The sequence below is a fragment of the Mycobacteroides franklinii genome, assembly GCF_001853795.1.
Classification (GTDB): Bacteria; Actinomycetota; Actinomycetes; order Mycobacteriales; family Mycobacteriaceae; genus Mycobacterium; species Mycobacterium franklinii.
In genome coordinates, this window is the sequence record NZ_MLIK01000018.1 from 120,787 (window position 1) to 134,582 (window position 13,796).

Here is a 13,796-nt window from a genome sequence, read left to right on the forward strand (position 1 = left end):
ACACACACCGGTAAGTAACAAGGTCGCGACACGGGAGGAACGATGAGCGGTCCACAGGGAACGGAACCCGGCGGACAGTGGGCGCCGCAACCTGGGCAAGGCCAAGAGCCCTGGCAGACACCGCAATCCTCAGATCCGGCGCAGCAGGGTGAGCAGGGCTGGCAGCAGCCGGCCTACGGTCAGGGACAGCAGTATCCGCAGTACCAGCAGCCGGGTTTCCCCGGCGGCGGTTTTGGGGATCCGAGCCAGTTCGGCCAGCAGCCCGGTCAGCAGGGATTCGGCGAGCCGAGTCAGTTCGGGCAGCCCGGTGCCTACGGCCAACAGGGACAGTACGGACAGCAGGGTGCATACCCGGGCCAGTACGGACAGCAGCAGGGACAGCCGTTCCCGCAGTTCGGTGCCGGTAAGCCGCAGCGGTCCACCAAGACCATCGCGATCATCGGCGGCATTGTCGCGGCCGCGGTGATCCTGATCGTCGTGCTGGTCACCGCGTTCCTGATTCCCGGATGGGCCATGACCACGACCCTGGATGTCGCCAAGGCGCAAGACGGCGTGACGAAGGTTCTGACCGACGAGACCAATGGGTACGGCGCCAAGAACGTCAAGGACGTCAAGTGCAATGACGGCAATAACCCTGAGGTGAAGAAGGGCGGCACCTTCACCTGCGACGTCAGCATCGACGGCACCAAGCGTCAGGTCACCGTGACGTTCCAGAACGACAAGGGCACCTACGAGGTAGGCCGCCCCAAGTAAATCGGCTCTCGCAAAAACGCCGAGTGTGCCAATCTGCACACTCGGCGTTTTTTGTTGTCTCTAGGTCAGCCCGTCGAGCGCCTTCTGCAGGCGGATGATTGCCGACCCGATACCCAGTTCGGCACCCAACTCGGCGACCCGCTGCGGATCGCGCGCGATCAGCGGCAGCGCGTCACTGTCGCGGTCGAGGGTCACCGGCGCATCCACCGCCACCCGCACCACCGGCTCGGCGGCGCCAATGTAGTCGGTTGCCGCCTGCAGCTTGGCGCGAACCGCCTTGGCCAGCCCCGATTTCGGGTCGTCGGCCGCGGCGAGAATACCGGTCAGGGACCCGTACTCGGCGAGGAGTTTGGCTGCGGTCTTCTCGCCCACACCGGCGACACCGGGCAGACCGTCGGACGGGTCGCCGCGCAGCAAGGCCAGTTCCGCGTACGCCGCGCCGGCACGGTCCACGGGCACGCCGTATTGCTCGGATACCTCGGTCGGGCCGAACAATGTGGCCTTGGCGAATCCCCGTCCCATATAGAAGACGCGGACGCGCACCGGGTCGTCGGTGACGACCTGCAGCAGGTCGCGATCGCCACTGACCACGATGACGGGGTCGTGGCGCTCGGTCGCGGCCAAAGTGCCCAGCACGTCGTCGGCCTCGAAGCCGGGTGCGCCGGCCGATGCGATACCGAACGCATCCAGCATGGCGGCGATCATGTCGACCTGGGGTGTGAGCTCATCGGGTACCTCTTCGACGTCCACGACACCGTCGGGCTCTTCTTCCACCACCCGGTGCGCCTTGTACGACGGAATCGCCGCCACCCGCCACGCGGGACGCCAATCCAAGTCGAGGCACACCGCAAGCCGATGGGGCTGATGCAGGGTGATGAGCTGTGACATCGTGTCGAGGAATCCGCGGACGGCGTTGACGGGTCTGCCGTCGGGTGCCTTGATGGAATCGGGAACCCCGAAGTAGGAACGGAACCACAGACTGGCGCCATCGAGTAGCAGAACGGGTCTCGAAAGGTCTTCTGACACGGCTCTCAACCTATGCCAGATAGCCTGGACCGTATGGCAGCCCAGCGTTTCGAATCCGATGTCTACGCCAACCGTCTGCAGCGCGCCGCTCAGGAGGCCACCAAGGCAGGGGTGGCCGGCCTGGTGATCACACCCGGATACGACCTGAGGTATCTCACCGGGTCACGCGCGCAGACGTTCGAGCGGCTCACCGCCTTGGTGGTGCCCGCCTCGGGCCGCCCCACCGTGGTCGCTCCCCGGATGGAGCTTGCCGCACTACAAGATTCAGCGATCGGCGACCTCAACATCCCCATCAGTGACTGGGTCGACGGCGAAAATCCCTACGAGCTGGTGCGGGCGGCGCTCGGAGCCGCGGGAACGGTCGCGGTCACCGAATCGATGCCTGCACTGCATCTGCTGCCGCTGGCGGCACTGATCCAAACGGTGCCGGTGTTGGCCACCGGGGTGCTGCGCCGGCTTCGCATGGTCAAGGATGCCTCCGAGATCGATGCGCTGCGCAAGGCCGGGGCCGCCATCGACCGGGTACACGCCCTGGTCCCCGAGCTGCTGGTGCCGGGACGCACCGAGGCTCAGGTGGCCGCCGATATCGCTGAAGCGATTGTGGCCGAAGGCCATTCGGAGGTGGCCTTCATCATCGTCGGTTCGGGCCCGCACGGCGCCGACCCGCATCACGAATGCTCCGACCGTGAGCTACAGGCCGGGGACATCGTGGTGGTCGACATCGGCGGCAGCTACGAGCCGGGCTACAACTCCGACAGCACCCGCACCTACAGCATCGGTGAACCCGACCACGAAGTCGCGCAACGGATTTCGATTCTCGAGCGGGCGCAGCAGGCAGCGGTTCAAGCGGCCCGTCCCGGCGTGACCGCCGAGTCCGTGGATGCCGCCGCGCGCCGGGTTCTCACCGAAGCCGGGATGGGCGAGGCGTTCGTGCATCGCACCGGACACGGCATCGGGCTATCGGTGCACGAAGAGCCGTACATCGTGGAGGGCAATGACCTGGTTCTGGAGCCCGGGATGGCGTTCAGCATCGAGCCGGGCGTGTACTTCCCGGGACAGTGGGGCGCGCGAATCGAAGACATCGTCGTGGTCACCGAAAACGGTTGCGAATCGGTGAATTCACGGCCGCACGGCCTGACGGTGGTACCGTCTCGCGGCTAATCGGCAGCGGTGTCGCTGCGGTTGAGCAGATCCGAGGAACCCAACACCCGCTCGATCTTGACCTCGATCACCACGCGCTTCGGATTCACCCGGGGGGTGCGGTAGCGCTGCGCGTAACGCAGCTCGGCGTCGCGCACGGCCTCTTTCTCGGTGACAACCACGGCCGAGCCCTCCAGGGAGAGCCAGCGGGCTCCGTCGACCTGACTCAGCACCGCGAGGCCGCCGCGCTGGGCGTTGACGGCTTTCTGTGACCCGCCGGTGGTGATGACCCGCGCGATGTGGGTTGCGGGGTCAAAGGTGAAGCCGACGGCCACCACATGCGGGCTGTTGTCCTGCCGCAGCGTGGTGAGCATGGCGAGATGACGCTCGGAGAGGAACGCCAGCGCATCGTCGGTAAGTCGGGTCGTAGGGGTGTTCGACATCAACTCTCACGCTAGCGCAGGACATAATCGCTGACGTGACCGACACGGTGCGACACTCCGGCCAGCTTGGGGATGAGCCCCCCGCGCGAAGACCAGGCGTCGTGGTGATTTTCGGCGGCCGCAGCGAAATCGGGCTCGAGGTAGCCGTTCGGCTGGCGCCGGGAAAGACGGTGGTACTGGCCGCGCGACGGGCGGGTGACCTCAGTGATGAGCAGCGGCGGGTCCTGGCGGCGGGCGCTATCGGTGTCGACTGCGTGGAATTCGATGCCGGTCGGCTCGACAGCCATGAATCGGTGCTGGCCGCGATCATCGAGCGTCACGGCGCGATCGATGTAGCGGTGCTCGCCTTCGGGCTGTTGGGAGACCAGGCGCGGGCGGAGACCGACGCCGAACATGCCGCGGCGATCGTGCACATCGACTACGTGGCGCAGATTGCGTTGTTGACCGACCTGGCGGTACGCATGCGCGGTGCCGGCCATGGCGCGCTGGTGGTGTTCTCGTCGATCGCCGGATGGCGGGTGCGTCGCGCCAACTACGTGTACGGGTCGGCCAAGGCGGGACTCGATGGCTTCGCGAGTGGACTGGCCGATGCGCTGCATGGTTCTGGGGTGCACTTGCTGGTCGCCCGGCCGGGTTTCGTGATCGGCCGGATGTCGGCCGGCATGTCACCGGCGCCCTTGTCGAGCACGCCGCCCCAGGTGGCGGAGGCGACCGTGCGGGCGTTACGCAGCGGAAAACGCACGGTGTGGATTCCGCGGGCGTTGGGTGCGCTCGCCTTCGTGATGCGATGGGTACCGTCATCTGTATGGCGCAAGATGCCGCGGTGATTACCGTGATCGGGATAGGGGCCGACGGCGTTGACGGGCTGTCGGTGCGTTCCCGCCGCGAATTGCAGCGCGCATCAGTCATTTTCGGATCGCTGCGCCAGCTCGAGCTGCTGGCCGAAGAATCTCTGACGGCCGAATGCCGGGTGTGGCCCTCGCCGTTGCTGCCCGCGCTGTCCACCATGTTCGACGGTCTCGGTGATGTCCACGTCCTTGCCAGCGGGGACCCCATGTTGCACGGCATCGGCACCACACTGACCCGGCTGTACGGCGCGGGGCGGGTGCGTGTTTTCCCGCACGTGTCCAGCGTGTCGTTGGCCTGCGCCCGAATGGGTTGGGCGGTGAACGATGTTGAGATCATCAGCCTGGTGAACGCCCCTGTCGACTCGGCCCGTAGGTACGGCGGGCGCGCGGTGGTGCTGAGTCGCAATGCCAATACTCCGGGAGAGCTGGCACGTAGCCTGACCGACTCGGCGCTGGGCGCCTCGCAATTGACGGTCTGGGAGCAGCTGGGCGGTGCCACCGAGCGTTCGTTCGGCGGTATTGCCCGCGACTGGGATCACTCACCCGGCGATGCCCTGAATGTAATTGCCGTCGAATATGTTCCGGCGGAGGAGGTCGCCACCCTGGCGTTGGTCGCCGGGCTGCCCGAGGATGTGTTTGAGCACGATGGGCAGATCACCAAGCGTGAGATTCGGGCGGTCACGTTGGCATCGCTGGCCCCGCGGCCGGGCCAGCGGTTGTGGGATGTCGGCGCGGGGTCGGGGAGCGTCGCGATCGAATGGTGTCGCAGTGGCGCCGGCTGTCGCGCCTCGGCCTTCGAGATCGCGCCGGTGCGGCGGGCAGCCATCGCCGCCAACGCGACGAGGTTCGGCGCCGATATCGAGGTCTTCGACTCGGCTCCACAGAGTTTCGAACAGGCCGCCGCGCCGGACGCGATCTTTCTCGGCGGCGGTGTGACTCAGCCCGGTCTGCTCGACGCCTGTTGGAGTCACCTCCCCGCGGGTGGCAGGTTGGTTGTCAACGCGGTCACGGCGGAGTCCGAAGCGCTTTTGTTGCAATGGTATTCCCGTCACGGGGGAGAGTTGCGCCGGTATCGTGTCGAGGACGCCGCCCCGCTCGGGGGATTCACCAGCTGGAGATCCCGGTTGCCTGTCACACAATGGAACGCGGAAAAGCCGATGTCCGATGTCTTCCCACAAGCGGGTCATCCATGACCGTCTACTTCATCGGCGCCGGGCCGGGCGCCGCCGACCTCATTACGGTGCGTGGGCAGCGGGTCTTGCAGCGGTGCCCGGTGTGTTTGTACGCGGGGTCGATCATGCCACGTGACCTACTGGAGGCGTGCCCGCCCGGCGCCCGCATTATCGACACCGGACCACTGACGTTGGATGCCATCATCGAGGAGATATCCGTTGCCGACGCACAGGGATTGGATGTCGCCAGGCTGCATTCCGGTGATCCGTCGCTGTACAGCGCGGTCGCCGAACAGTGTCGTCGCCTCGATGCCCTGGGGATAGGCCATGAGACTGTGCCGGGTGTCCCGGCCTTCGCGGCGGCGGCCGCGGCCTTGGGCGCGGAGCTCACCGTTCCGGGCATCGCGCAGACCGTGACGATCACCCGCGTCTCGACGTTATCCACCGCGATGCCGGCGGGCGAGGATCTGCGGACCCTGGCCGCCCCGGGGGCCACCCTGGCGCTGCACTTGGCGGCTGCTCAGATCGATACCGTCGTGGCCGATCTCGTCGCCGGGGGATACCCGCCGGATACCCCGGTAGCGGTGGTGGCCTACGCCAGCTGGCCGTCCGAGATCATCCTGCGTGGCACCCTTGCCGATATCGCCGGAAAAATGACGGCGTCCGGTATTACCAAGACCGCGGTTATCTTTGTGGGCAAGGCGCTTGCAGCAGAGGGGTTTACCGACAGCTACCTGTATTCGGCAGGACGTCGCAGGGGGGTGACGCACTAGTGAAGATCTTGATCCTTGGGGGGTCGGCGGAGGCCCGTGAGCTGGCCGAGCTGCTCGCGCCCCGATGCGACGTGACCACCTCATTGGCTGGGCGCGTGCGCAACCCGGCGGTTCCGGCAGGCGCAGTGCGCATCGGTGGTTTCGGTGGCGAGGTAGGACTGCGGAAATGGCTGTTGGACAACAATATTGATGCAGTTGTCGATGCCACCCACCCGTTCGCGGCGACGATCACCGAGAACGCCGCGGCCGCATGCGACAGATTGGGAATTCCGCACCTGATCCTGCGGCGTCCACCTTGGCCGGCGGGAGATGCCACCGTCGTTTCCTCGGCCGCCGAGGCCAAGGATGCGGTGGTCGCGCAGGGTTTCTCGCGGGTGTTCTTGACCTCGGGGCGGTCCAGTATCGGGGCGTTCCTGTTCTCGGATGCCTGGTTTTTGATCCGCGTGGTGGAGCCGATGTCTGCCGATGAGCTACCCGAACGGCACCATCTGCTGCTCTCGCGTGGGCCGTACACGCTGGGGGATGAGACCGAGCTCATGCGCCAGTACGAAATCGAGGTTCTGGTCACCAAGAACAGCGGTGGCTCGATGACCTCGGCAAAGCTGGAAGCCGCTGCAGCGCTGGGCATTCCCGTCGTCATGATCGACCGGCCGGCCCTCCCGGAGAATGTGTCCACGGTATCGACCGTGGACGAGGCGCAGCGGTGGGTTACCGAGCGGGATACCGCCGAGGCGTGAACACCTGAGGACCGGAATCGGTGTTCTGCCATTGCGTCTGCGATGACCCGATGATCAACAGGGTGCGCATGTCCACCTGTGATGGGTCGAGCTCGCCCAGTGTTGTCACCCGGACGGATTCCCCCGAGCCGCCCACGTCGCGTCCCAGCACCACCGGGGTCGCCGGGTCGCGGTGTTCCAGCAGTATCTCGCGCATGGACGCGACCTGCCAGGTCCGCGATTTCGATGCGGGGTTGTACACCGCCAGCACCAGATCGGCCGCTGCGGCGGCGCGCAGACGCGATTCGATGATCTCCCACGGCTTGAGGCGATCCGACAGGGAGATGACGGCGTAGTCGTGTCCAAGGGGAGCGCCGACCCGGCTGGCGACGGCCTGGGCTGCCGTCATGGCGGGAAGGACCCGCACCGTGACATCGGGCCACGCTCTGGCCTCCTCCAGCACGGCCGCGGCCATCGCGAACACGCCAGGGTCTCCCGACGACACGACGGCGACCCGCCGGCCACCTGCCGCGAGCTTGAACGCCAATTCGGCGCGAGCGGGCTCGTCGCGGTTGTCACTGGCGTGCCGAATCTGGCCATCCCGGGCGGGGATTCGATCGAGATACGGACCGTAGCCGATGAGGTCGGTGGCGCGCGTCAGCTCCTGACGCACCTCGGTGGTAGTCCAATCGTGATGACCGGGGCCCAGCCCGAGGACGGTCACCATCCCGTCGGGCTCGGTCTCGGAGACAGGCTGCGCCCCGGGGACCAGGACCAGTGAGAAGTACGGGACCGAGGACGGGTCCACATCGGCTGCGGGAAGCACCCGTTGCCCCGAGGTGCTGGCCCGTTCCACGTAGTACGCGCGGTCCAGCTGTCCCGAGGTGTCCAGCGCTTGCCGCACGGCGCCGTAGGAACGGCCCAGTTTCATAATGACCGCGGCGTTCGAATCGCTGAGCCTGCGCGCGATCTCCTCGGCGGGCAGGGTGCCGGGGATGATGGTGAGAATCTCATCGCCCTCGACCAAGGGTGTCCCTGTCGCGGCGGACGCGGCGCTGACCGATGTCACGCCAGGGATGATCACCGCATCGAATCTGTCGGTCAGTCGACGGTGCATATGCATGTAGGAGCTGTAGAACAGCGGGTCGCCTTCGGCGAGCAATGCCACGTTCCGCCCGGAATCCAGATGTGCGGCAATCCGATTCGCAGACTCCTCGTAGAAGTCGTTGATCGCGCCTCGGTATCCGCCCGGATGGTCGGTGGTTTCGGTGGTCACGGGGTAGACGAGGTGCTCCTCGATCTGACCGGGACGCAGATACGGCTGCGCGATCGAGCGGGCGATGCTGCGGCCGTGCCGTGCGCTGTGGAACGCCACCACGTCGGCCTCGCCGATGACTCGCGCGGCCTTGACGGTTACCAGCTCGGGGTCACCGGGCCCCAGGCCCACACCCCACAGCGTTCCTCTGCTCATTCTTGTTCACTCGCAATCGCATTCACCGCGGCGGCGGCCATCGCACTGCCGCCGCGCCGGCCCCGCACCAGCAGGTAGTCCATCCCGCGCGGATGGTCGATCAGCTCCTGCTTGGACTGCGCCGAGCCCACGAATCCGACCGGACCGCCGAGGACGGCAACCGGGGGAGCAACCCCTTCGTCGACGAGTTCGAGGATGCGAAACAGCGCGGTGGGGGCATTGCCGATGGCGGCCACCGAACCCGGCAGCCGGTCGGCCCAAAGATCGACGGCTGCAGCAGATCTGGTGGTTCCGGTGCGCTGGGCCAGGTCCGCGGCGCGCGGATCGGCGACCAGGGAAACCACCTCGTTGTCGGCGGGTAGGCGCAGGCGGGTGATCCCCGCCGCGACCATCGAGGAATCGCACAGGATGGGGGCACCTGAGTCCAGCGCCGCTCGCGTGCGTGCCACCACATCGGGGGTGAAGGCGATCTCGCCGGGCAGATCCACCTGTCCGCAGGTGTGAATGAGCCGGACCACCACACGCGCCACGTCGTCGGGGAACCCCGACAAATCAGCCTCGGCCCTGATGGTCGCGAACGACTGCCGATAGATCTCGGCTCCGTCCCGTACGTAGTCCAGCACGCGCTAACCCTACGGGTGCCGGTCCAGCGGTCGATAACCCAGTTCGGTCGCCACCAGCACTTGGCCGGTGCTGGGGGCGCCGCAGGCCCGCGGGCAGCCAACCCAATGCCGATGTACCGGCGAGTGGATACCGCTGGCGATCTCTTCGGCCACCTCGAGTCGCACATCGGCGTGCACATCGGTCCGCGAACGCCCACACCCGGGTAGTCCGGTGCAGGAACTGGCATTGAGCCACGGGGAGCGCTCATCGAAGATCAGGCCCAGGGGAGCCAGCACCCGCAGCACCGCATCGGCGTCCTCGTGGGGCAGATCGCACAGCAGCACAGAGCGCCACGGGGTGATGACGACGGGTTTCTCCGCCGCCGCCAACAGGGCGGCCACTCTCGCTGGTAGCTGCCCCAGCGGAACGGCGGCACCCAACGTGACCAGGTCGCCCTCGGGGTCCTGTTCGATCCAGCCGACCGGTGCGCGCCCCGAGTGGGCGGTCGGTGACGCTGCCGGCCCCGGAATCGTCGTGAGACCCAGACTCGCCGCGAGCGTTTCGGCGCCGGCCGGTAGCTCGGAAACGCGCCATGCGTTGCCGCGGATTCGTACGAAGGCATGTGCGGCCGCAAGCATGCACTCGACAACGGCTTCGGGGCCGTGCAGGCCCTCCGTGAGATGTCCGTCGATGAGTAGCCGCCACCCCGCGGGCTCGTGGCGCACACCGATATCGGCACCCATGGTCGCCATGTCTCCACGCCCGTCGTCGAGGCTGAACAAGAAGCGGCCCGGCAGATCGGCGAGCGCGGGAGATGAGATCAGCCCATGATCGAGCCGTACAACCAGGGGCCGCACGTCAGCGAAGTTGCCGTCGCGCCCCGACAAGGGCGAGGCCACGATGTTGCGGACACGTTCATGGCTGGGCGAGGGCAGCAGATCGGCGTGCGACAGCAGCGCGCCCACCGCGTCCGCGTCGCGGATGGATCGAAGCTGCACGTTGCCGCGAGAAGTCAGTTCCAAGACCGGCGCGCCGTACTCACCGGCTGCCTCCGCCAACGCCGCCAGCTGCGCCGACGTCAGCATTCCACCGGGTAGCCGGATCCGCGCCAGTGCCCCGTCGGCCGCCTCGTGCAACCGCAACGCACCGGGGCACGCGTCGTCTGGGCTGGAGCGGGTCACCTACTCACCGTAGGACTACGGTACGAATATCTTGTGAGCGATGCGGCATCTCTTCCCAGGATCCTGATTTTATCCACGTCCGACACCGACCTTCTGAGTGCGCGTGCCAGTGGTGCGAACTACCGATGGGCCAACCCTTCTCGCATCCACGTCGACGACCTGCCGGGCCTGCTGGACGGGATGGGCGCGGTGGTCGTCCGGCTGCTCGGCGGCCGCCGCGGTTGGGAAGAGGGCATCGATGCCGTCATCGCCTCCGGTGTGCCCACGGTCGTGGTCTCCGGTGAGCAGGCCCCCGATGCCGAACTCATGGAGTGCTCCACCGTCCCGGGCGGTGTCGCGCTGCAGGTCCATCGCTACTTGGCCGAGGGCGGTACGGCGAATCTGCAGCAGCTGTACGCGTTTTTGTCCGACACCATCGTGATGACCGGAATTGGCTTCGATCCGCCCGCGACCAACCCGGCCTGGGGAGTGCTGGAACGCAGTGGTCGTGAGGCCACATCCGACGGTCCGACGGTGGCAGTGCTGTACTACCGGGCACAACAGCTCGCAGGCAACACCGCCTACATCGATGCGTTGTGTACGGCCATCGAAGACCTTGGTGGGCGAGCACTTCCGGTGTTCTGTGCCTCGTTGCGCACCGCGCCGCCGGAGCTTCTGAAGACGCTTTCGGCCGCCGATGCCATGGTGGTCACGGTGTTGGCGGCCGGCGGTGCAACTCCGGCGGCGGTGGGTGCCGGGGGATCCGATGACGAGTGGAGTGTCGCGCACCTTGCGGCCCTTGATATCCCGATATTGCAGGGCCTGTGCCTGACCAGCGCCCGGGACGATTGGGACGCCAACGACGACGGCATGAGTCCCTTGGATGTCGCCACCCAGGTGGCTGTCCCCGAATTCGACGGCCGCATCATCACCGTGCCGTTCTCGTTCAAGGAGATCGACAGCGACGGACTCATCACCTACGTCCCGGACGCGGAGCGCTGCGCGCGGGTGGCCGGTATCGCCTTGCGGCATGCGAAACTTCGCTCGATACCGGCCGCCGAACGCCGGATCGCGGTGGTGTTTTCCGCGTACCCCACCAAGCATGCGCGAATCGGCAACGCCGTCGGACTCGATACTCCGGCGAGCGCCGTGGCGCTGCTGACCGCGATGCGTGCCGCGGGCTACGACGTGGGTGCCGACGGCGACATCCCCGGTCTGCCTGCGACCGGTCGGCCCGCCCGGGACGGAGACGGGGACACGCTGATTCACGCCCTGATCGAGCGTGGCGGCCAGGATCCGGACTGGCTCACCGCGGACCAGCTGGCGGGCAACCCGATTCGGGTGCCCGCACAGCAGTACCGGGAATGGTTCTCGCGGCTGGCGCCTGGGCTCGCCGAGCAGGTTGTCGAACATTGGGGCCCACCGCCCGGGAAGTTGTTTGTCGACACCAGTGCCAACCCCGAGGGCGATATCGTGATTGCTGCGCTACAGGCAGGAAACACAGTACTCGTGGTGCAGCCGCCCCGTGGATTCGGTGAAAATCCAGTAGCTATTTACCACGATCCCGATCTGCCGCCGAGTCACCACTACCTCGCCGCCTACCGCTGGTTGTCGGCTCCTCGCGAGGAGGGCGGCTTCGGCGCCGACGCGCTGGTGCACCTGGGCAAGCACGGCAACCTGGAATGGCTGCCCGGGAAAACCGTTGGGCTGTCGGCGGATTGCGCCACTGATGCCGCGATCGGCGATCTGCCGCTGATCTATCCGTTCCTGGTCAACGATCCGGGCGAGGGCACCCAGGCCAAGCGGCGGGCACACGCGACCCTTGTCGACCATTTGATTCCTCCCATGGCGCGCGCCGAAACCTACGGGGACATAGCCCGTTTGGAGCAGCTCCTCGATGAGCACGCGAACATCTCGGCGCTGGATCCGGCCAAACTACCTGCCATCCGCCAACAGATCTGGACGCTGATGCGGGCAGCCAAGATGGACCACGATCTCGGGTTGGAGGAGCGCCCCGACGAAGACGTCTTCGACGACATGCTGCTGCACGTCGACGGATGGCTGTGTGAGATCAAGGATGTGCAGATCCGCGATGGCCTGCACATCCTGGGCAGTGCTCCCGAGGGCGGGGCCCAGGTCGATCTGGTGCTGGCCATCCTGCGTGCCCGTCAGATGTGGGCGGGCGAACAATCGGTGCCCGGATTGCGCCAGGCGCTCGGCCTGGTCGAGGACGGCACGGACGAGCGTGCACTGGTGGATGAGATTGAACAGCAGGCACATTCCTTGCTGACCGCCCTGCAGGCCTCGGGCTGGAACCCCGACGCGGTGGACAATCTCACCGAGGACCCGCAGGTCGCGCAGATCTTGCGCTTCGCGGCCACCGAGGTGGTGCCCAGGCTCGACGGCACCAACGGTGAGATCGACGCGGTCCTGCGTGCGCTGGATGGCCGATTCATCGAGGCTGGGCCCTCCGGCTCGCCGCTGCGCGGGCTCGTCAACGTGCTGCCGACCGGGCGCAACTTCTATTCGGTGGACCCCAAGGCGGTTCCCTCGAAGTTGGCCTGGGAGACAGGCCAGGCCATGGCCGACTCGCTGCTTGAGCGGTACCGCACCGACTATGGCGATTGGCCGCGTTCGGTGGGACTCTCCATCTGGGGAACGTCCGCGATGCGGACCTCCGGTGACGATATCGCCGAAGTGCTTGCACTCCTGGGCGTTCGGCCGGTGTGGGACGACGCTTCTCGCCGTGTGGTGAACCTGGAGGCCATCTCGTTGGCAGAACTCGGGCGCCCGCGGATCGACGTCACGGTGCGCATCTCCGGGTTCTTCCGCGATGCCTTCCCGCACGTGGTGACCATGCTTGATGACGCCGTCGCGCTCGCCGCCGGTCTCGAGGAACCCGCGGAGCAGAACTACCTGCGCGCACACGCCGAAGCCGATCGCGCCGAGCACGGCGATTGGCGGCGCGCGACGATGCGCATATTCGGTTCCAAGCCGGGGACTTATGGCGCCGGGCTGCTGCAACTGATTGACAGCCAAAACTGGCGCAATGACTCCGATTTGGAGCAGGTCTACACCGCATGGGGCGGGTTTGCCTATGGTCGTGGGCTCGATGGTGCCGCGGCGAGTGAGGATATGCGCCACCAGTACCGGCGGATCGCGGTGGCGGCCAAGAACACCGATACCCGCGAGCATGATATTGCCGACTCGGATGACTATTTCCAGTACCACGGCGGCATGGTCGCCGCGGTTCGGGCGCTCACCGGAAAGGCGCCGGCGGCCTACATCGGCGACAACACCAGGCCCGACTCCGTGCGCACTCGAACGTTATCCGAAGAAACCACAAGGGTTTTCCGTGCGCGCGTGGTCAACCCGCGGTGGCTGGAGGCGATGCGCAGGCACGGCTACAAGGGTGCCTTCGAAATGGCGGCCACCGTCGACTACCTGTTCGGGTACGACGCGACCGCGAACGTCATGGCCGACTGGATGTACGAACAGCTGACCAACAGCTACGTGCTCGACGAGCAGAACCGTAAGTTCATGCAGCAGTCCAACCCGTGGGCGCTGCACGGCATCGCCGAGAGGTTGCTGGAGGCCGCCAGCCGAGGCCTGTGGGAAAAACCCAACCAGCAAGTTTTGGATGATTTGCGCTCGGTGTTCTTGGAGACCGAGGGCGAGCTGGAGTCGTAGC

The 13,796-nt window shown here is 66.6% G+C and carries 12 protein-coding genes; 7 read left to right on the plus strand and 5 right to left on the minus strand.

Annotation, left to right across the window (positions count from 1 at the left end; translation table 11 throughout):
- Nucleotides 1-42: 42 nt before the first annotated feature.
- Complete coding sequence (locus BKG76_RS07625) at nucleotides 43-753, plus strand: DUF4333 domain-containing protein (RefSeq protein ID WP_070937102.1); 711 nt, start codon at nucleotides 43-45, stop codon at nucleotides 751-753.
- Nucleotides 754-813: 60 nt separating this feature from the next.
- Here BKG76_RS07625 and BKG76_RS07630 read toward each other — a convergent pair whose 3' ends face one another.
- Nucleotides 814-1,752 carry a 5'-3' exonuclease gene (locus BKG76_RS07630; protein WP_070937155.1) on the minus strand — a complete coding sequence of 313 codons (939 nt, stop codon included), beginning with the start codon at nucleotides 1,750-1,752 and terminating at the stop codon, nucleotides 814-816.
- Nucleotides 1,753-1,812: 60 nt separating this feature from the next.
- Between BKG76_RS07630 and BKG76_RS07635 the strand changes: the two genes are divergently transcribed.
- On the plus strand, nucleotides 1,813-2,940 hold the full coding sequence (locus BKG76_RS07635; protein ID WP_070937154.1) for a M24 family metallopeptidase: 1,128 nt from the start codon (nucleotides 1,813-1,815) through the stop codon (nucleotides 2,938-2,940).
- Here the strand turns inward: BKG76_RS07635 and BKG76_RS07640 are convergent.
- Nucleotides 2,937-3,362, minus strand: coding sequence for a F420-dependent biliverdin reductase (locus tag BKG76_RS07640; RefSeq protein ID WP_070937103.1), 426 nt, complete (start codon nucleotides 3,360-3,362; stop codon nucleotides 2,937-2,939). The genes BKG76_RS07635 and BKG76_RS07640 overlap by 4 nt on opposite strands.
- A 101-nt stretch (nucleotides 3,363-3,463) precedes the next feature.
- Between BKG76_RS07640 and BKG76_RS07645 the strand changes: the two genes are divergently transcribed.
- The 4 genes from BKG76_RS07645 to BKG76_RS07660 are packed head-to-tail and all read left to right on the plus strand — an operon-like array spanning nucleotide 3,464 to nucleotide 6,892.
- The gene (locus BKG76_RS07645) at nucleotides 3,464-4,189 is read left to right on the plus strand and encodes an SDR family NAD(P)-dependent oxidoreductase (protein WP_070937104.1); all 726 of its coding nucleotides are present in this window, start codon (nucleotides 3,464-3,466) and stop codon (nucleotides 4,187-4,189) included.
- Nucleotides 4,150-5,403, plus strand: a complete 1,254-nt coding sequence (cbiE, locus tag BKG76_RS07650; RefSeq protein ID WP_070937105.1) for a precorrin-6y C5,15-methyltransferase (decarboxylating) subunit CbiE — start codon at nucleotides 4,150-4,152, stop codon at nucleotides 5,401-5,403. The genes BKG76_RS07645 and cbiE overlap by 40 nt, the downstream gene beginning before the upstream one ends.
- Nucleotides 5,400-6,155 carry a precorrin-4 C(11)-methyltransferase gene (cobM, locus tag BKG76_RS07655; protein ID WP_070937106.1) on the plus strand — a complete coding sequence of 252 codons (756 nt, stop codon included), beginning with the start codon at nucleotides 5,400-5,402 and terminating at the stop codon, nucleotides 6,153-6,155. Before cbiE ends, cobM begins: the two co-directional genes overlap by 4 nt.
- A gap of 8 nt (nucleotides 6,156-6,163) precedes the next feature.
- Nucleotides 6,164-6,892 carry a cobalt-precorrin-6A reductase gene (locus tag BKG76_RS07660; protein WP_070937156.1) on the plus strand — a complete coding sequence of 243 codons (729 nt, stop codon included), beginning with the start codon at nucleotides 6,164-6,166 and terminating at the stop codon, nucleotides 6,890-6,892.
- On the opposite strand, the gene BKG76_RS07665 is transcribed toward BKG76_RS07660, so the two are convergent.
- Genes BKG76_RS07665 through cobG form a run of 3 tightly spaced genes read right to left on the minus strand, consistent with a single transcriptional unit; the run spans nucleotide 6,864 to nucleotide 10,126 of the window.
- Nucleotides 6,864-8,342 (minus strand): precorrin-2 C(20)-methyltransferase, encoded by a 1,479-nt coding sequence (locus BKG76_RS07665; protein WP_070937107.1) that lies wholly within the window; start codon nucleotides 8,340-8,342, stop codon nucleotides 6,864-6,866. The two genes, BKG76_RS07660 and BKG76_RS07665, sit on opposite strands and share 29 nt — an antisense overlap.
- Nucleotides 8,339-8,965, minus strand: a complete 627-nt coding sequence (locus BKG76_RS07670; protein ID WP_070937108.1) for a precorrin-8X methylmutase — start codon at nucleotides 8,963-8,965, stop codon at nucleotides 8,339-8,341. The genes BKG76_RS07665 and BKG76_RS07670 overlap by 4 nt, the downstream gene beginning before the upstream one ends.
- 9 nt (nucleotides 8,966-8,974) lie before the next feature.
- Nucleotides 8,975-10,126 carry a precorrin-3B synthase gene (gene cobG / locus BKG76_RS07675; protein WP_070937109.1) on the minus strand — a complete coding sequence of 384 codons (1,152 nt, stop codon included), beginning with the start codon at nucleotides 10,124-10,126 and terminating at the stop codon, nucleotides 8,975-8,977.
- A 33-nt stretch (nucleotides 10,127-10,159) separates the two neighbouring features.
- Here cobG and cobN point away from each other — a divergent pair, with 33 nt between their 5' ends.
- Nucleotides 10,160-13,795 (plus strand): cobaltochelatase subunit CobN, encoded by a 3,636-nt coding sequence (gene cobN, locus BKG76_RS07680; RefSeq protein ID WP_070937110.1) that lies wholly within the window; start codon nucleotides 10,160-10,162, stop codon nucleotides 13,793-13,795.
- Nucleotide 13,796: the final 1 nt, after the last annotated feature.

Coding starts and splice junctions, on each gene's coding strand:
- cobM (WP_070937106.1), top strand. CDS start 5,400: ATGACCGTCTACTTCATCGGCGCCGGGCCGGGCGCCGCCGACCTCATT.
- BKG76_RS07640 (WP_070937103.1), bottom strand. CDS start 3,362: ATGTCGAACACCCCTACGACCCGACTTACCGACGATGCGCTGGCGTTC.
- BKG76_RS07665 (WP_070937107.1), bottom strand. CDS start 8,342: ATGAGCAGAGGAACGCTGTGGGGTGTGGGCCTGGGGCCCGGTGACCCC.
- BKG76_RS07635 (WP_070937154.1), top strand. CDS start 1,813: ATGGCAGCCCAGCGTTTCGAATCCGATGTCTACGCCAACCGTCTGCAG.
- cbiE (WP_070937105.1), top strand. CDS start 4,150: ATGGGTACCGTCATCTGTATGGCGCAAGATGCCGCGGTGATTACCGTG.
- BKG76_RS07625 (WP_070937102.1), top strand. CDS start 43: ATGAGCGGTCCACAGGGAACGGAACCCGGCGGACAGTGGGCGCCGCAA.